This is a genomic window from Sorangium aterium, assembly GCF_028368935.1.
Taxonomy (GTDB): domain Bacteria; phylum Myxococcota_A; class Polyangia; order Polyangiales; family Polyangiaceae; genus Sorangium; species Sorangium atrum.
This window is the reverse complement of the sequence record NZ_JAQNDK010000002.1, coordinates 1,770,104-1,787,598: the sequence shown is the minus strand read 5'-3', so window position 1 is coordinate 1,787,598 and position 17,495 is coordinate 1,770,104. Positions and strand designations below refer to the sequence as shown.

General features: G+C 73.2%; 13 protein-coding genes. 10 read left to right on the top strand and 3 right to left on the bottom strand.

What is annotated here, in order from left to right; translation table 11 throughout:
• Positions 1-121: 121 nt before the first annotated feature.
• From POL72_RS21775 to POL72_RS21755, 5 genes are all read left to right on the top strand, one after another.
• A complete protein-coding gene (locus POL72_RS21775; protein WP_272097429.1) occupies positions 122-478 on the top strand; it encodes a cupin domain-containing protein in 357 nt (118 codons plus the stop codon).
• Positions 479-494: 16 nt separating this feature from the next.
• The gene (locus tag POL72_RS21770) at positions 495-1,523 is read left to right on the top strand and encodes a phosphatase PAP2 family protein (protein WP_272097428.1); all 1,029 of its coding nucleotides are present in this window, start codon (positions 495-497) and stop codon (positions 1,521-1,523) included.
• Positions 1,524-1,525: 2 nt separating this feature from the next.
• A complete protein-coding gene (locus tag POL72_RS21765) occupies positions 1,526-2,419 on the top strand; it encodes a hypothetical protein (RefSeq protein ID WP_272097427.1) in 894 nt (297 codons plus the stop codon).
• Between the two features lie 38 nt (positions 2,420-2,457).
• Complete coding sequence (locus POL72_RS21760) at positions 2,458-3,162, top strand: thioredoxin family protein (protein ID WP_272097426.1); 705 nt, start codon at positions 2,458-2,460, stop codon at positions 3,160-3,162.
• 309 nt (positions 3,163-3,471) lie between these two features.
• Entirely contained in the window at positions 3,472-6,792 is a 3,321-nt protein-coding gene (locus tag POL72_RS21755; RefSeq protein ID WP_272097425.1) for a serine/threonine-protein kinase, read from the top strand.
• Positions 6,793-6,813: 21 nt separating this feature from the next.
• Here the strand turns inward: POL72_RS21755 and POL72_RS21750 are convergent, their stop codons facing one another.
• From POL72_RS21750 to POL72_RS21740, 3 genes are read right to left on the bottom strand one after another with little or no spacing between them, the layout of a single operon-like run.
• Complete coding sequence (locus tag POL72_RS21750) at positions 6,814-7,332, bottom strand: J domain-containing protein (protein ID WP_272097424.1); 519 nt, start codon at positions 7,330-7,332, stop codon at positions 6,814-6,816.
• Positions 7,333-7,345: 13 nt separating this feature from the next.
• Positions 7,346-8,566 (bottom strand): GNAT family N-acetyltransferase, encoded by a 1,221-nt coding sequence (locus POL72_RS21745; RefSeq protein ID WP_272097423.1) that lies wholly within the window; start codon positions 8,564-8,566, stop codon positions 7,346-7,348.
• A 43-nt stretch (positions 8,567-8,609) separates the two neighbouring features.
• Positions 8,610-9,761 carry an alpha/beta fold hydrolase gene (locus POL72_RS21740; RefSeq protein WP_272097422.1) on the bottom strand — a complete coding sequence of 384 codons (1,152 nt, stop codon included), beginning with the start codon at positions 9,759-9,761 and terminating at the stop codon, positions 8,610-8,612.
• 323 nt (positions 9,762-10,084) lie between these two features.
• On the opposite strand from POL72_RS21740, the gene POL72_RS21735 reads away from it, so the two are divergent.
• The 5 genes from POL72_RS21735 (at position 10,085) to POL72_RS21715 (ending at position 17,453) form a co-directional block, all read left to right on the top strand.
• Positions 10,085-11,017, top strand: coding sequence for a hypothetical protein (locus tag POL72_RS21735; protein WP_272097421.1), 933 nt, complete (start codon positions 10,085-10,087; stop codon positions 11,015-11,017).
• A gap of 12 nt (positions 11,018-11,029) precedes the next feature.
• Positions 11,030-15,796: a sigma 54-interacting transcriptional regulator gene (locus tag POL72_RS21730; protein WP_272097420.1), complete on the top strand. Its 4,767-nt coding sequence runs from the start codon at positions 11,030-11,032 to the stop codon at positions 15,794-15,796.
• A gap of 139 nt (positions 15,797-15,935) precedes the next feature.
• Positions 15,936-16,286, top strand: coding sequence for a hypothetical protein (locus POL72_RS21725; RefSeq protein ID WP_272097419.1), 351 nt, complete (start codon positions 15,936-15,938; stop codon positions 16,284-16,286).
• Positions 16,287-16,410: 124 nt separating this feature from the next.
• Complete coding sequence (locus tag POL72_RS21720) at positions 16,411-17,169, top strand: hypothetical protein (RefSeq protein ID WP_272097418.1); 759 nt, start codon at positions 16,411-16,413, stop codon at positions 17,167-17,169.
• Between the two features lie 122 nt (positions 17,170-17,291).
• Complete coding sequence (locus tag POL72_RS21715; RefSeq protein WP_272097417.1) at positions 17,292-17,453, top strand: hypothetical protein; 162 nt, start codon at positions 17,292-17,294, stop codon at positions 17,451-17,453.
• Positions 17,454-17,495 lie beyond the last annotated feature (42 nt).

Below are 17,495 nucleotides of genomic sequence, written 5' to 3'. Positions count from 1 at the left end.
AAGCTGAGAGTCCGACGGCCGCCGTCGCACGGTTTGCGCGGAGCGCCGTTGACAGGACGCGGTGCGCTTCTGTAACGGTTCGATCTCTCAGCGGCTTCACTCGTGAAGGAGGAGGATCGCCATGAGGCAGCAGCTCGACGGGGCCGTGGTGCTGACCGCAGCCGACGAAGATGTGATGGAGTATTTGCCCAACCGAGGCGTCTTCATGGCGCAGCTGCTGGGAAGAGATCGCGGGCACGCCTTCGGCTTCTACAGGGGCACGATGGCGCCCGGCTGCGAGATCTCGCGCGAGCTCCACACGGAGACCACCGAGACCATCTACATCCTGGCCGGGCACGCGCTCGGCATCGTCGGCGACCGCGAGGTGCCCCTCGGTCCCGGCCAGATGATGCACGTCGAGACGAACGTACACCACGGGCTGCGCAACACGGGCGCCGGTCCGCTCGAGTTCCTCGTCATCGGCCATCCCGATTTCTGATCGCGCGGTCCGCTCCTTGAGGTGCGCTGCGGCCCTCCGGTTCGCCTCCAGCGCGCTCGCCGTGGCGGCGCTGCTCGGCGCTCGAGAGGCGCGCGCCGAGCCGTCTGCAGCGGCGCGAGCCGAGCTGTCCGCGGCGCCGTCCGGCGCGGCGACACGGGGAGCCGGCGACATCACCGCTCTCCATTCCGGGGCGTTGGCGCCGAGCGCCCCGCGCCGGGCCGCGCCGGAGCGGCCCTCGCGCGCGCGGCCCGAGGTCGCGTGGGATCCGGCCTGGCCGCGCTTCCGCGTGAGCGAATACGTGGCCACGGGGCTCCTGGCCGCGACCGCCTTCGGCACGCTCGCCATCCCGCCGTCGGAGGGCCGGTGGACGACCGTGAACGGCTTCGACGGCTCGGCGCGCGACGCCCTGCGCATCCGGAGCGATCGCCAGCGCGAGATGGCGCGGGACGCGAGCGATCTCCTGCTCACGCTGATGACCAACCACCTCGCGGTGGACGCCTTGCTCGTGACCTGGTGGGGGCACGGCCGCGGCAGCGTCGCCTGGGAGATCGCGATGATCGACGTCGAGGCGCTCGCGCTGAACGCGGCCCTGAACGGCGTCATCGCGGGGCTGACGAGCCGCGAGCGCCCCTACCGCGCCGGGTGCGCCGGGCCGCAGGAGCAGCAGGACCTCGACTGCCGCGGGAGCAAGCGGTACCGGAGCTTCTTCAGCGGCCACAGCTCGACCGCGTTCACTGCAGCGGGGCTCGTGTGCTCGCACCACGCGAACCTGCCCCTGTACGGCGGAGGCGCCCCCGACGCGCTCGCGTGCGCCGCGTCGCTCGGGACAGCGGCGGCCGTGGCGACGCTCCGGGTCGTCTCCGACCAGCACTTCGCGACCGACGCGCTCACGGGCGCGGCGGTCGGCGCCCTGACCGGCCTCGGGCTCCCGTGGCTCCTGCACTACCGCGGCGGCGCCCCCGCCTCGGGCGCGCCGCGCGGGGACGGCGTCACGCTCAGCTTCGCGCCCGCGCCGCTCGGCGGGTACCTGGTGGGCAGGTTCTAGCGATGGCGCTCCGCCGCGCGCTGGCCGCCGCCGCGGCGCTCGCCGCGCTCACCCTGCTGCCCCGCGGGGCCGGCGCCCAGGATCCGGCCGATCTGCCGTCGACCGCCGGCGAGCCGCCGCCGGTGCCCTCGGGCATCGACCTCCTGCAGAAGCGCTCGTACTGGGCGCGGAGCGCGGCCGCGCGCCCGTTCCTCTCCGCGCTGATGGATCTCGGCGTGATCTATTTCAGGCCGAGCCTCGCCCTCGGCGTGGGCAAGCCGCACTGGTCCTGGCTCGGGATCGAGGCCTACGCGAGCGTGTCGCCGAGCGGCGGCGCGGAGTACCTGGGCCTCCGCGCCGCGCTGCCCAGCGTGGAGATCCGCGGCGGCGCGCGATACGCCTTCTCGACGAGCCAGTATTTCCTCGAGCCCCGGGCGTCGTACACGCGCAGGGACACCGAGCTCATGCAGGGCCCCCCTTCGCGGTACGTCGCCGGGGAGATCGAGGTGTCGGGCTCGATACCCTTGCTCGGAGGCAGCCTGTTCGGCGTCGCGACCGGCTATGCGGTGCTGGGGACGCCGCGGGGGTTCTACCTTTACGAGGAGGCGCTCCACGCGGTGATGAAGCCGCCGTACCTCTACCGGGGCCGGCTCGGCTACATGGCGGAGATGGACCGGTTCGGCGAGCTCCGCCTGGGCGCCGCCGCCGAGGTGCTCGGCAACCCTGGCCGCGACAGCCTCGTCGTGCGCATTGGCCCCGTGCTGGCCGTGTCGTTGACGCACCACCTGGACGCGGTGGGCACGGTGATGGTGGTGGCGGCGACGCCCGATCGGCTCGGCCTGCTGGGCGCGGATCTCGGCCAGCTCGGCCTTCGATACCGGTGGGCGACCGGCGATCGCTGGCCGGAGTTCCCGTGACGCATGCGCCTCCCGCGACGCGTGGTAAGCGTCCCTGTATGAACAAGCTCATTTCCCTGACGTTCCTCGCCGCGGCCCTCGCGGCCTGCACCCAGCCAGGCGAGGCGAGCGCGCCCGCGGCCACCGGCGCCGCCGCGCCGCAGCCCGCCAAGGCCGACGCCCCGAAGGCGAAGGCCGCGGACGCGCCGGCGGCTCAGGCGAAGGCGGCCCAGGCCAAGATCGGGCAGCCCGCGCCCGATTTCACGCTGCCGGACCTCGACGGCAAGCCCGTCAAGCTGGCCGATCACAAGGGCAAGACGGTCGTCCTCGAGTGGTTCAACCCGGGTTGCCCGTTCGTGCAGCTCGCGCACCGCCAAGGCGGCCTGAAGGACGTGCCGGCGCAGCACGCCCAGAAGGGGGTCGTGTGGCTCGCCATCAACTCGGGCGCCCCGGGCAAGCAGGGCACCACCAAGGAAGAGAACGTGAAGGCAAAGGGCGAGTTCGGGATGAGCTACCCCGTCCTCATCGACGAGAAGGGCGATGTCGGGCGCGCCTACGGCGCCCAGCGCACACCGCACATGGTCGTCATCGATCCGCAGGGTACGGTCGTCTACGCCGGCGCCATCGACAGCACGAAGGGCGGTGAGCCCGAGCCGGGCGAGCAGGTCACGAACTACGTCGATGCCGCGCTGGCCGAGCTCGCCGCCGGCAAGGCGATCTCCACGAAAGAGACCGAGGCGTTCGGCTGCACCGTCAAGTACTGAGCAGCCCGCCGGCGGTCGCTCGAGCAGCGGAGCAGCGGAGCAGCCGAACCCACCCACCTCGGCGTCATGTCGCGCGCCCCACAAATGGCGTCGCGGACGGCGTCCCGGGCTCCGGGGATAGGCCCCGTCCGGGGTGTTGACATGGACGTAAACTCAGGTTTACCGTTGGGTGACAGTTCTGTCATATCGCTCGTAGCTCACGCCTGAAGCGAGACGCTCACTGGCAAGCGGCCAGGCGGTCCGGGATGATGGCGATTCGAGGCCATGCGCTGGGGGGCTCCACCTTCGCTGTTGAAAAGGGTCCGAGTCATGAGCCGAATGGGAGGAGCGGGCCCGGAGAGCGCGGACGCCGCGTGGTCGGCGAACGAGGAGCCCACGTCCCGCCCCGTCGCGATCGCGCCCCAGAGCAGGCCGCCCCGCTCCGCCCCGCCGGGGAGCTCGGGCGCCGCGCAGGAAACGGTGTTCATGTGCGTCGAGCCGCCCTCGTCGCACGTGCCGAGCAGGTTTCCCATCCGCAACTGGGATCGGTATGAGTGCGAGTCGCTCCTCGGGAAAGGGGGAATGGGCACGGTCTACAAGGCCAGGGACCCCCGACTCCACAGGTACGTGGCGCTCAAGCTGATACGGGGCAACGATCCGGAGCTCGCCCAGCGCTTCATCTGGGAAGCGCGGGCCCAGGCCCGGGTCGAGCACCCGAACATCTGCAAGGTGTACGAGGTGGGCGAGGCGCAGGGCCAGCCGTTCATCGCCATGCAGTACATCGACGGCCAGCCGCTCCACCGGGTGGCGCAGCAGATGTCCCTCGAGCAGCGGGTGAAGATCGTGGCCGACGTCGCGGACGGCCTGCACGCCGCCCACCGGCTCGGGCTGATTCACCGCGATATCAAGCCGGCGAACATCCTGGTGGAGCGGACGGCCGACGGCGCCTTCCGCCCTTACCTCCTCGATTTCGGGCTCGCGAGGGACACCGCGGCGGACGCCCGGGCGACGACGAGCGGCGAGGGGACGCCGGCGTACATGGCGCCCGAGCAGGTGTCCGGGGGCCAGCGCCAGCTCGACCGCCGCACGGACGTCTACTGCCTCGGCTCCACGCTCTACGAGGTCCTCGCCGGGCGCCCGCCGTACGTCGACCCGTCGGTGACGAGCCTCATCGCCCGCGTGGCGCGCGAGCTGCCGGCGCCGGTGCGGAAGATCGACAAGCGGATCCCCGTCGATCTCGAGACCATCGTGATGAAGTGCCTCGAGAAGGAGCCCCAGCGGCGGTACGACTCCGCGAAGATGCTCGCGCTCGATCTCGAGCGCTACCTCGAGGGGGAGCCGATCCACGCGCGGCCGATGGGCATCGGCTACCGCGCCCTGAAGCGCGCCAGGAAGCACAGGCTCGCTGTCGCGGCGGCCGCCGTGGCGCTCGTCGTGCTCGCGCTCTCGGGCGCCGTCGCCCTCCGCGCGAAGCTCGCCGCCGCGCGGCAGGCCGAGCTCGCCGCGCGCGTGGCGTCCCTGGCCGAGGGCTTCGGTCAGGACGTCAAGGAGATGGAGCTGTTCATGCGCTACGCCTACGCGCTCCCCCTCCACGAGGTGTCGCGGGAGAAGGAGGTCATCCGGGCGCGCATGGGCGAGATCGACCGGAAGATGCAGGGCATGCGCGAGACGACGGGCGATCTCGTCGAGGGCCCCGGCCGCTACGCGCTCGGGCGCGGGCACCTCGCGCTGCACGAGCCCGAGGAGGCGCTCGCGCACCTCGAGGCGGCGCTCGCGAGCGGGTATGCCACGCGCGACGTGAAATTCGCGGCGGGCCTCGTGCACGGCATGCTCTACCTGAAGGGGCTCGATCGGGCGCGGCGCCTCGCCGACAAGGGGGAGCGGTCCGCGCACCAGCTCGAGCTCGAGGAGCGGCACAAGCAGCCGGCGATCAGGTACCTGAGGGACAGCGTGAGATCGGCCGCGGAGCCGCCGTCGTACGCCGTGGCGCTCATCGCGCTCTACGAGGGGCGGTTCGACGAGGCGCTCACCGAAGCGCGGCTGGCGTTCGCGCGATCCCCCTGGGAATACGAGGCGAAGAAGCTGGAGGGCGACATCCTGCTCGCGAAGGGCACGGCGGCGCGCGACCTCGGGGAGCACGCGGCGGCGCTCGTCGAGTTCTGGGAGGCCGTCGCCTCGTACAAGGCCGCGGCGGAGATGGCCGAGAGCGATCCCGACGTCCACGAGGCGACCGCGCGCGCCCTGAGCGAGATCATGCTGATCGAGGCGCAGCGCGGCGGAGACGCGCAGGAGGTCGTCGCGCAGATCATCGCCCGGTGCGACAGGGCGCTCCAGGCCAACCCGCGGGCGAGCGGCGCGCTCGCCAAGAAGGCCTGGGCGCTCGTGCACCGCGCGAGGCGCGACCTGTCGCGCGGCTCGGACCCGAGGTCGGACCTCGTCGAGGCGGTCGCGGCCAGCGAGCAAGCGGCCCAGGGCGACCCGTCGGACGCGACCGCGTACGGCGCGATGGGGGCGAGCTTCTTCCTCCTCGCGTCGCACGAGAGCTCCGTGGGGCTCGACGCGTGGCCCTCGCTCGGCCGCGCGGTCGACAGCGCGCAGCGATCGCTCGCCCTCGACCCGAACTCGTTCTGGACGTGGAACGACGCCGCGATCGCCTACGGCATGATGGCCGAGTACGCCGCGTCCCGCGGCGCCGATCCCCTCTCCCTCTTCGAGATCGGCGCGTCGTACGCCGAGCGGGCGATCGAGATCGCGCCGAACGACATGCCGCCGCTCCTCAACCAGGGCTGGCTCTACGCGCGGCGCGCGCAGTACGAGCTCGACCACGGCGCGTCGCCCGAGGAGTCGCTCGACGTGGCCAAGGACAGCCTCGAGGCGGCGCTCCGGCGGCGCCCGGACAGCTACCGCGCCTACAACAACCTGGCCCTGACCTACCTGATCCAGGGCCGGCACCAGCGGCTCACCGGCGAGAGCCCGGAGGTCTCGCTCGCGCGGTCGCTCGAGGCGTACGGCGCGGCCGCGGACCTCAACCCGGACGATCTCGAGGCGCAGCAGGGCGCGGGCCTCGCGCGCATCGAGGCGGCGCACTGGGCGCTCCTCCGGGGGGAGGATCCGACGGCCGCGCTCCGCGCCGCGAGGGGCGCGATCGAGCCCATCGTGGCCGCGAGGCCGCAGAACGCCGGAGCGCTCCTCGCGCTCGGGCACATCGAGCTGCTCTCGGCGCGGTGGGCCGCGTCGCGCGGCAGGAGCCCCGCGCCGGCGCTCGACGCCGCGGAGCGGTCGCTGCTCCGCGCCCACGAGGCGAACGGGGGCAACCCGAGGATCTTCGGCACCCTGGCCGAGGTCCACCGGCAGCGCGCCGCCCTGACCGGGCCGGGGCTCCTCGACGTGCGCTCGGAGATCGAGGCGGGGCTCGCGCTGATCGATCGCACGCTGGCCATCGACCCGGGCTTCCCGCTGGCGAGCGCCAGGAAGGGCGCGCTGCTCCTCCTGAAGGCAAAGGTGGAGCGCGAGCGGGCGGCGCGCCTGGAGCTGGCCCGGCGCGCCGGAGCCCTGCTCGATCAGGCGCTCCGCGGCAACCCGCTGCTCACGCGCGAGTACGCGCCGCTCCTCGACGAGGCGGGGAAGGTCGCCGCGGCGAGCCCTCCTTAGCCCCAGATCCCCGCAGCATCCCTACCGGCGCCTGGGCCGCGTCAGCCTGGCCATCGCCTCGTCGTGGGCCCACTTGACGCGCATGAACTCGCCGGCGTCGCCGCCGCGATCGGGGTGCGTGACGAGCGCGAGCCGGCGGAACGCCTGGCGGATCTCGTCCGCGCTCGCGGCCTCCGCCAGTCCGAGCACCGCGAACGGCGACGCGCCGCGCGCGGACGCAGGCCGCGACGGCGCGCGCCTCGACGGCCCGGGTGGCGGCGGGGGCGCCTCCCGCCGCGCGCGCGGCTTGGGCCACGGGGGCTCGCCGCGCAGGATGCGCGTCCAGGCCGTCGCCCACGCCGGCTCGATCTCGACGAGCGGGCGCCCGGCCGCGCGCTCGGCCTGCGCCCGCGCCTCCTCGACGGTCCGCGCGCCGCCCTGGCTCGCGTCCGGAGGGCGGAACGGCTCGCGCGCCGGCTCGGCCGTCCACCATGCGGCCCACAGGAAGCGGCGGCGGCGGGTCGGGGTCACCGCGTAGACACCGCGGAGCGGGAGCGTCATCGGGGCCGGGCCTTCAGAAGATCTCGGGGCACCACGGGGCGCGCGCGGCGCGGAACAGGCTGTCCGCGCGCTCGACGGCGCCTCCGGAGAGCTCCTCGACCTGGCCCGCGTCGGCCATGCAACGGAAGGAGACGCCGCCGAGGTACGCCGAGCCGAGCGCCGTGATGTCGAGGCGGAGGTCCGGCGCCGCCGTGGTCCGCGTCGCGCGCCGCTCGCCCCCGTGCAGCCGGAACCGGCCCGCGTTCGAGGGGCAATCGCGGTCGGTGATCTCGAGCGTGAGCGCTTCGCCGCTGCCGTAGGCGCGCGCCGCGAGCGCGGCCTCGACGTCCACGATGCGCACCCACAGCCCGTCGCTCGCCGTGAGGCGCAGCCGCCGCGGCTCGACGAGGAGCATACCGAGGGGATGATCGGGCGGCAGGAGGCTCGCCTCGATCCGCTGCGCCAGATCGATGTCGAAGAGGTACCGCCAGACGAGCCTGGTCCCGAGCGGCGAGGCGCCGATCGCCTCGATGACGCGGACCGAGCCGATCGGGATCGTGGAGGCGTCCCACCGGTGATGCACGCAGTACAGCGCGTAGGCCTCGGCGCGCCCGTCAACCTCGATCACGACGCGCTGGAGCTGGCCGCCCCCCTGGCGGATGAAGTCGTTGTCGCTCAGCCGCCGGCCCCGCCACCACGGCTCCGAGCGCGCCAGCATCCCGGGGACGAGCGGGCGGGCGCGCTCCCAGACCGGCGCGAACGCCTCGAGCGCCTCGGCTTCCCCGAGCAGCCGCGCCCGGCCCTCCGCGCTCGCCTCCCCACGGAACGCGCTGCGATCGCGCTCGATCGAGATGGAGCACGCCTGCGACGCGAGGCCGTAGCCGAAGCGGCCGTAGATGGAGCCCTCCGTGGCCCAGAGAGCGGAGATCGGCTGCCCCGCGGCCCGCGCCTCGTCGAGGTGCCGCCGGACGAGGCGCGTGAGGATGCCGCGGCGGCGGTGCGTCGGCATGACCGCGACCGCCGTGAGCCCGGCGGCCGGGACGGCGCCGCCCGGCGTGGTCATCGTGAGCGAGAACGTGCCGGCGGCGCCGACGAGCGACTCGCCGTCGTACGCGCCGAGGCGCAAGGTGAACTCCTGGAGCCGCTTCGTCCCCTCCATGCGCTCGGGGTTCAGGAGCGCGCCGAAGGCGGTGAGGATCGGATGGACGAACTCGCCGTACCGCTCGATGCCCAGCTGCCGGAGCTCGATGTTCATCAGGCTACGATAGCAGTCGCGCCGGCGCCCTCGCTTGGCGCCCCTACGCGCTCAGCCGATCGCGCTCCCTCGCCGCCGCCCGCCGGATGCGCGTCTTCAGCCAGGCCTCGATGAGCGGCCACACCGTGAGCGGCGCGTCCCGGCCGACGACGATGTCGAGGTGGCCGCGCGGGAACGCGCGGTACGTCTTGTCCGACGAGCGGCTGAAGTCGTAGGCCGGCTTCACCGACGCCGGCGGCGCGAGGTCGTCGTGCGTGCCCGCGATGACCAGCAGCGGCAGGTCGAGGTGCTCGAAGCGCTCGGCGTAGCCGAAGAGGCTCCCCATGTGGTGGCCGCTCTTCCGCGACGCCGCCGCGTCGAGGAACATGTTCCGGAGCACCGTGATGCTGCCGCTGTCCATCGCCAGCGACATGTGCTGCGTGAGCACCCGCGTCTCCATCGAGCCGGGCACGAACCCCCGGATCGGCAGCGGAAAGATCGGGCTCTCGACGAACGCCCGCACGAACCGGAACGGCTCGCCCCACGCCGACAGCGGGAGCGCCCCCTGCCCGAGCGGGACGCGCCGGTCGACCGTCAGCATCAGCCGGCCGAGCAGCGCGAGCGACCGCGATCCGTGCGTGAACAGGTACGGGCTCCCCAGCGTGACGATCCCGCCGACCGCGTCCCCCATCGTCGGCGCCGTCGCGTAGCTGACGAGCCCGCCGAGCGAGTGGCCGATCAGGTACACGGGCCGCGGGCCCGAGATGCGCCGGATCTCCTCGATCGCCGCCGGCACGTCCTCGCGGACGAAATCGGTCACGTGAGCCGGCCGCCGCGCCCCGAGGTGCCGCGACCGACCGTGCCCCCGCAGGTCCAGGTTGAAGACGTCGAAGCCCGCGCGCGCCAGGTAGTTGGAAAAGCTCCGCGACGGCAGGTGCCAGATGTACCGGTTCTGGCCGTACCCGTGGATCAACAGCACGCTCGCCACCGTGCTCCGGAGCCGCGCGCTCCGCTTGCGGATCATCGCCAGCGGCACGTCCCGCTCCACCGGCTCCGCGTCCTCCACCCCCGGCGCGCGCGCCCCCTCGATCCCACGGCTCGCCGGCGGGGACTCGTGCGCGGTGCTCCGGACCCGCACCACCACGAGCTCCTTGATGAACCTGTCCCGCTCGTCGCGGTCGACCGTCTGCTCGACCTGGGCCTGATGCAGGATCATCCTTTCCGTCTATTGCGGATTATTTTGCTGTGCGCAACCTCGTTTGGCCCGCCGGGGATGCCGCCGCCGTAGGGCCTTTGCCGCGCCAACATCGCACGGCCACCCACGCTGATCACGAGCAGGCGCGCTCTGGCGCGCCGCCGTGGAAAAAGCTCCGCCGTGGGCGGTCCGCGGGCGTCACACGGCGCTGCGTCTCGTGTACCCTCCCCTCGCTGGTGCCCGGTCCACCGGGGCGCGCGGAGAACCCGAGGCTGGCCTCGGCGCGCCCGTTCCGTGGGCGCCGGAGCCCGGCCCTGAACTTACGCATCGCTAGGTGACCTACAATGTACCACGTGAAGATGGGTCGGCAGCTCGCGGTCGGGGTGCACGCCAGGGCCGCCGCGCTCGCCGCGCTGCTCGGCGCCGTGTGCTTCTCGTCGAGCGCCAGCGCGCAGCCCAAGAAGGACGACGCCGAAGGCAAACAGGACGACTCCGCTGCTGCCGAGAAGCAGGCCACGGACGAGAAGGCGCAGGACGACAAGGCGCCCGGCGAGAAGGAAAAGCCGCAGGAAGCGCCCCCCGAGGCGGCGGATGACAACGCCCCGTTCGAGAGGGAGGGCAAGACCTATCGGTTCGCCGGGCTCCGGTTCCGGAACCTCATTGTGCCGAAGGCGATGATCAACCTCTTCGCGGACGGCGGGGCGTCCGTGAACGTGTTCACGTTCGGCCCGGAGCTCGCCACACGCAGGGACGGGCTCGAGATCGATCTGGCGATCTCCTACGCGGACTACTCGATGGATCCCTTCCTCTTCAAGGGGAAGAACGACGGCAACGACGCCTGGGAGATGGTCTCGAGCGACATGAAGCTCGTCTACTTCACGACCGATCTCCTCTACGAGATCCCGCTCGACAAGGAGAAGGGCCGCTTCTCCCTGCTCATCGGCGGCGGCGTCGGGCTCGGCGTCGTCTTCGGCAACCTCTACCGCGCGCAGGCGTACCCGAACAACCCGTCGCGCCTCGACCCCGACGACGTGGGCTCGTGGAGCAAGTGCGCCGGCCCGACCGGCGGCTTCTGCGACGGCTCCAACGACCATTTCGGCAACTACGACGAGCCGAGCTGGATCAACGGAGGATCCAAGCCGTCGGTGTTCCCATGGATCTCGTTCCCGCAGCTCAGCTTCCGGTACAAGCCGATCAAGCAGCTCCAGACGCGGCTCGACGCCGGCTTCTCCATCACAGGGTTGTTTTTCGGGCTGTCCGCGGGGTATGGCCTCTGATCGAGGGATGAGGTGACGTCGCGTCCGCTGTTTCCCCCGCGCTATGAGCCGATCGGGGCGCTCGGAAAGGGCGGTGGTGGCGAGGTGTGGGCGGTGCGCGACCGCCTCACCGGCAAGACGGTCGCGCTGAAGACGCTCGGCGAGGAGGCGGACGAGCCGGAGGTGCTCGCGCTCGTCCGCGAGGCGGCGGCGCTGTCGGGCGTCGAGGGCCTCGGCGTGCCGCGCGTGCTCCGCTTCGGCCGGCTGCCGGCGTCAGGGCGGCCGTTCATGGTGCGCGAGCTCGTCGAGGGGACGAGCCTCGCCGATCTGCTCGCGCGCAAGGGCGACCTGGCCAGGAACCTCGCGGCCATCGCCGACGCGGCCGATCAGCTGACGCGCCTGCACCGCGCGCTCCTGCTGCACGGCGACGTGAAGCCCGCGAACATCATCGTCGGCGAGGGCGGCCGCGCGACGCTCGTCGACCTCGGCCTCGCCGCGCCGTTCCGCGACGACGGCTCGCGGCCCCTGGGCCTCACGCCCCGCTACGCCGCGCCGGAGCTCTTCAAGGGCGACGCGCTCACCGTCCGCGCCGAGGTGTTCGCGCTCGGCGCGACGCTCGCCGAGGCCCTCCGCGACAGCGGGGGCGATCGCGATCCGAAGGTCGTCGAGGCGCTCCAGGGGGTCGTCGACCGGGCGACCGCCAAGGACCCGAACGCGCGCTACCCGAGCGCGGACGAGCTCGCGAACGCGCTCCGGCGCGCGGCGCGGCTCCCCTCCGGGCCGGGCGAGGAGGCCGGGAGGCCGGGCGAGGCGGGGGCGAGGCCCGACGCGGACGCGGGCGCCGTGGTCTGGCCCATCGTCGGGCTGGACGCGCCCTCCACGCGGCTGCTCGCGCAGATCATGGCGCTGCCCGCGGGCGGCGGGCTCTCGATCGACGGCCCGCGCTCTTCCGGGCGGAGCGCGCTGCTCCGGCGCATCGCGTGGTCGCTCGAGGTGGGCGGGTACGCCGTCGCGTGGGTCGAGGCGGCCCGCGTGGCAGACCCGCGCGAGGCGCTCTCGATCGAGCTGTCGGAGCACGATCTCGGCCGGGTGACGGCGCTCGTCGACGACGCCGACCGGCTCGGCGACGCGGCGCTCGAGCGCCTCGACGAGGTGCGGAAGGCCGGCGGCAAGCTCGTGTTCGTGCTCGGGGATCCATCGGAGGGCGGCGCGGGCCGGGCGTCAGGCGCGCCGCGCGCGGCGCGCGGCGCGCCCGCTGACGACGCGCCGCGTACCGCGCGCGGCGCGCCCGCTGACGACGCGCCTTCCCCCGCGCGCCTGGGCCGCGGGTTCGAGCGCTTCGAGATGGCGCCGCTCGACGAGCAGGTCGCCCGCGAGCTCGTGCAGCGCACCATCCCGTCGCTGAGCGACGCGGTGGCGGCGCACGTCGTCTCCCGCGCGGGGCGGTGGCCCGGGCGCATCCGCGAGATCGTCGCGCGCATCGCGCGCGCGCCCGTCGCGTCGACCGAGGACGTCGATCGGCTGCTCGACGCGCCCCCGACGAGCGCGGTGGCGTCCGGGCCGGGCGGCGCGGGCGCCGAGGGGGCGGCGCTGCCGCCGGCGGAGATCCACCGGCTGCTCGACCGCGGCCACTTCGACGCGGCCGCAGAGGCGCTCGGGCGGCACGTGGGCGACGGCTCGCCCGCCGCGGTGCCCACCTTGACCATCGCACGCGCGCGGCTCGCCATGAACCGCGGCGACACGGCGAGGGCGCTCGCCGAGCTCGGGCGCGTGAAGGACCAGGTCGAGGCCTCGCACGATCACGCGCTCGCGGCGTTCTGGTCGCTGCAGATGGCCCGCGCGCTCGTGCGCGCCGGCGACTACGGCGAGGCGGAGCGCCGCGCCGGCGAGGCCGTGGAGCGCGTGGGCCCGCTCAAGATCGAGGCGGAGCTCACCGGCGCGCCGCGCTCCGAGGTCGCGACGGCCGCCGCGTTCGGCGCCTCGCCCGAGGCGATTGTCGCCGAGGCGGTGGCGACGCGCGGGCTCGCGCAGAGCTTCGCCTCGCGGCACGAGGACGCGAAGCGCACGCTGGAGCACGCGGTCCGGCTCGCGCGGCTCACGGGAGAGCCGCGCATCCTGTCGGTCGCGCTCGTGTCGCTCGCCTTCGCGCTCCAGCGGGACGACCGCCTCAGCGAGGCGAAGGCGGTCTACGAGGAGGCGCTCACGGCCGCGGAGCAGGCCGGCGACGCGGGCACGCTCGCGACGACCCGCCTGAACCTCGCCGCGCTCACGAAGCTCCAGGGCGACCTCGGCGCGGCCATCCGCCACCTCGAGGCCGCCGTCGATCTGGGCCGGCGCTCCGGCCGCGTCGCGACGATCCGCCAGGCGCTCCTCAACCTCGCGAACCTCGACCTCTACCTCGGGCGGCTCGCGCGGGCCCGGGTGTCGCTCGACGCGCTCGCCGCCCAGCGCGCGGATCTCGCGCCGCAGCAGCAGGCGCAGCTGCTCGCGCTCGAGGCGGAGCACGCGGCGCGCTCGGGCGATCTCGAGCAGGCCGAGCGGCTCTGCCTCGAGTGCGCCGAGGCGTACGAGGCGATGGGCCGGCGCATCGACGGGGTCGAGGCGCGGCTCGAGCGCGTGCTCTTCGCGGTGGCGCGCGCCGGCGCGGATCCGCGCGCCCTCGGCGAGGAGATCGACGTGGCGTCGGAGCGCCTGGGGACGACCGGCGCCCACCGCGCCCTGCTCGCGCTGGCCCGCGGCCGCGTCGCGGCGCTCGCGCGCGACGAGTGGCGGGCCCGGTCGGCGTACGACGAGGCGCTCGACGCGGCGCGCGCCGCGGGCCAGCGCGATTGGATCTGGCGCTCGCTGGAGGCGCGGGCGCAGCTCGAGACGGAGCGGGGGCACCTCATCCGGGCGCGCCACGACCGCGAGGAGGCGCTGATCACGCTGGAGGAGATCGCCTCGAAGCTGCCGCGCGACCTCCGGGAAGTGTTCTGGAACGACGCCCGGCGCAAGGAGATCCGGGCGGCCGCGATGCTCGAGCTGATGAGCAGCCGCACGGTGCCGTTCACCCAGCAGAGCGCGGGCGCGCAGGCCGGCGCGGCGCCCCCGCAGGGCGAGGACCGGCTGGCGCGGGTCCTCGAGATCAACCGCGAGATCGCGGGCGAGCACGATCTCACGCGCCTGCTCGCGAAGGTGACCGATCATGCGATCGCGCTCCTCCAGGCGGAGCGCGGGTTCATCATCCTCCAGCGGCCGCCGCGCGACGAGCTGCAGCAGGCTGCGGGCGAAGGCGCTGTCGATCTCTCGATCCACGCCTCGCGCGACCAGGCGGGGGACGACCCGCACGCGCGCTTCTCCAGCTCGATCGCCGAGCGGGTGATCTCCACGGGCGAGTCGGTCGTGACCGCGAGCGCGCGGGACGACGCGCGCATGAGCGATTACGTCTCGGTGCACCAGCTCATGCTGCAGTCGGTCGCGTGCGTGCCGATCCGGCAGCGGAGCGGGCAGGTGATCGGCGCGCTGTACCTGGAGACCCGGCTGAGCGCGGCGGCGAAGTTCGAGGTGGAGCTCCCGACGCTGACGGCGCTGGCCGATCAGGTCGCGATCGCCATCGAGACGGCGCGGCTCGTGAGCGAGAACGAGCGCCGCGCCCGCGAGCTCGAGCGCGCGAACGAGGAGCTGCGCGCGGCGCGCGCCAAGCTGGAGGAGCTCCTCGGCCACCGCACCGCGCAGCTGGCCGCGACGCGGCGGGATCTGCGCTCGGCGCGCGCGGTGATCCGCGGCCATTTCGGCTACGAGGGCCTTGTCGGCACGAGCGAGGCGATGCGCCGCGTGTACGCGCTCATCGACCGGGTGAAGGACACGGACATCCCGATCCTGATCACGGGCGAGAGCGGGACGGGCAAGGAGGTCGTCGCCAGGACGATCCACAACGCGAGCCCGCGGGCGAAGAAGCCGTTCGTCGGCGTCAACTGCGGCGCGATCCCGGAGCACCTGCTGGAGAGCGAGCTCTTCGGGCACGTCCGCGGCGCGTTCACGGGCGCCGACCGCGACCGGAAGGGGCTCTTCCGGGAGGTGACCGGCGGCACCATCCTGCTCGACGAGATCGGGGAGATGCCGCAGAAGATGCAGGCCGGGCTGCTGCGCGTGCTGCAGGAGAAGGTCGTCCGTCCGGTCGGCGGCGCGCGCGAGGAGCCTGTCGACGCGCGGGTCATCGCGGCGACGCACCGGGACCTCGCCGACATGGTCTCGAGGGGCACGTTCCGCGAGGATCTCTACTACCGGCTGCACGTCGTCGAGGTGCGGGTGCCGTCGCTGCGCCAGCGGATCGAGGACATCCCGCTGCTCATCGACTACTTCCTCGGGATCTTCGCCGCGCGCTACGGCCGCGATCGCCGCAGCGTGTCCCGCGCCGCGCTGAAGCGGCTGTCGGCGTACACCTGGCCCGGGAACGTGCGGCAGCTCGAGAACGTGCTGCTCAACGCGTGGGTCCTGTCGGATCGCCCCGAGCTGGAGAGCGAGGACTTCGAGCTCCCCGACGCGGCGCCTCGGTCGCTGCGGGGCTCGCTCGACAGCGGCGCCGCGCCCCCGCCGCGAGCGCCCGCCGGCGGCGGGGCGCCCGCGAGCGCGGGCCGGGCACCGCCGTCGAGCGATCCGCGCCGCCTCGAGACGTCGCTGGACGCGCACAAGGCGAGCGAGCGGGAGCGGATCCTTGTCGCGCTCTCGAGCTGTAACTGGAACCGGGTGAAGGCGGCGCAGGTCGTGGGCCTGCCGCGCCGGACGTTCTACCGGCGCCTCAAGGAGTACGGTATCCAGTGATGTGAGGGCCGCGCTCGGGGTGGGGCGCGGCGGCGAAGCTGCCGGAACAATTGGAGAAGTAGAGCAGGGTCCGGCCGATGTGCTCGGGGGCGTGGAGGGGCCTGGGTCCGACCATGGGTCCAAGGCGGAGCTCGGGGCCGTGACCGAGCCGTCGCCGCCCACACAGGCCTCGCCGCGGCCTCCGGTCGACCTCGAGAGCGCGCAGGGTGGCGCCGCGCCGGCGGTGCTCGTCGTCCACGCCAGCGGCCCCCCACCCTCGCCGGGACCGGCAACGGCGCCGTCGGGCGCGTCGGGGACGAGCTCGCCGCGAGCGGTCCTGCTGGCGCAGCTGACCGAGATGGTCCGGACCGCGCTCGCCGCCGGCGACCTGGAGGCCGCGCGCATGGCGAACGAGGCGCTCGGCAAGCTCCTCGCGACGCCCGAGCAGCCTTCCGGGCACACGGCCGATGTCGTGCGCCTTTCGACCGAGCGCGCGCGGCGGGGACGATGAGCGCCCGAGGTAGCGCGCTGCTCGCCACGCTCGCGGTGCTCCTCGCCGCGGCGTAGGCTCAGAAGGAACCGGCCGGCGAGGGCGGCAACCCTCCCGGCCGACGACGCGAACGAGCGAGGTTCACGTGGTCAGCAGGATACGGCTGAACGTCAAGGCGGGCAAGCGGCTCCAGACGCGCAGGGACGAGGCGCCAATCTGGAGCGACGACTTCAATCCTGATGATGCGTTTCGAGTCTTCAGTAGCAGAATAAGGTCTCCGATAGAGGACCGCGAACCGGAGCCGCTGCCCGTCAAAGAGCTCAGTGCGAAGCTCGCGAAGCTCGCACATGCAGCCGGGTCGCCTAGCGCCTCCTATCTGCCGAGGGAGCCGCAGATAACGGTGCATGAGATACTGTGGGCGATGCACGTGGCGCTCGCCAATGGGGACGAGATGGCACTCAAAGACATGCACAAGCATGCTGTCGAGTACCTGAAAGCCAACAGTGATAGGAACTTCGACGGCGCAACGACGGATGTCGCGCAGCGAGGCGAGTTCGCTGGTTGGCTTGTTCAGGCACTCGGGCGCATCCACGAGCCGATTGACAGGCACCCGGTCCCCGATCCGGTATTCGACGTCGAGCCCCACGTGCGTATAGGGTGGGCGGTGCTCAAGGGCGCTCGTGTCTTCCGTGAGATCTTCGATCTCGGGGAGGATGGCGTGATGGACGCGATGGAGCGCGAGTTCGGCTCTGACCCTGGCGACCTTCACGACGCGAAGGAGATCGCGATGCGCGCCCTTCGCGCGGTTGGGGTTCCAGCAAAGGTCGTTTGGAACACGTTCGAGGCACCGGAGCGCATGAGGTACTCCAGGGCCCGCAGGCGGGCCCGTGGCGGGCCCGTCTAACATCCGAGGGTGTTAGGCACCCCGTCGACGCTGACCGCTTAGCCGCGCACCTTTGCTGCATGAGTGATGCAGCAAAGCGAACGGGGTCCGTCGTGGCTCCGGAGGACGTGAGGCAGGGGGCCATGGCCCTCGTCAGGGATCTCGGCGAGGCGGCCGCGGTGGCGCGTCTCGGCATCAGCCGGCAGGCGTTCGGTCGTCTTGTCGGCGGGCTGCCCGTCCGGAATGCGACGGCGGAGCTCGTCGCGATCCGCCTTCAGAACCCGCAGGGCCCCAAGGCCGCCTGACGATGAGCGCGCCGGGCGCCGGGCTGGTCCTGGCGATCGTGC